Origin of the sequence: Megasphaera cerevisiae DSM 20462 (assembly GCF_001045675.1) — a bacterium.
Classification (GTDB): Bacteria; Bacillota; Negativicutes; order Veillonellales; family Megasphaeraceae; genus Megasphaera; species Megasphaera cerevisiae.
The window spans coordinates 1-615 of sequence record NZ_LEKT01000170.1 but is presented as its reverse complement, the minus strand read 5'-3'; the positions used below and the strand labels follow the sequence as shown (position 1 = coordinate 615).

At 48.0% G+C, this 615-nt stretch carries 1 rRNA gene; it reads right to left on the bottom strand.

Going from position 1 to position 615, the window contains the following annotated elements:
* Positions 1 to 436 precede the first annotated feature (436 nt).
* Positions 437 to 615 (bottom strand): 16S ribosomal RNA (locus tag AB840_RS15575); the annotation flags it as partial.

The following is a 615-nucleotide window of genomic DNA, read 5'->3' as shown; positions in this document are numbered from 1 at the left end:
ATCCGCCGTATGCCCTTACTTACTTGACTTACGTCTTTTTAAGATCAGCTCTCACCTTGCGGCTCCTGCTGTCTTCACCTTGTATATATTAGAGTTTCTTCGGTTCGTTAAGGTACTCCCTTTTTTCTTACAAAAAAAGAGGTACTTTCTTCAATACTTTTCTATGCAGTTGTCAAGGTACGAGCTTCATCTGATTCATTCCAGATGAGAGAAGCACATGGCCTCTCAAAACTAAACAATGCAAAATTGATTGTTCCAGAATGCCGACCTAAGTGATTGGGTTGAGTCCCTTACTGTATCTCTACTTCGCCGGATCTGCGCTCATACTATATGTCTTTCAACATATACTATCAGTCATATCCGGCATAAGTGACTCGCTCGCATGTGTGCGTCGTGCGTTGCACTCCTTCACATGCGGCTCCCTGCTTATCCCTAGAAAGGAGGTGATCCAGCCGCACCTTCCGATACGGCTACCTTGTTACGACTTCACCCCAATCATCGCCCCCACCTTCGACGGCTGGCTCCTTGCGGTTACCTCACCGGCTTCGGGTGTGAATGACTTTCGTGGTGTGACGGGCGGTGTGTACAAGGCCCGGGAACGTATTCACCGCAGTA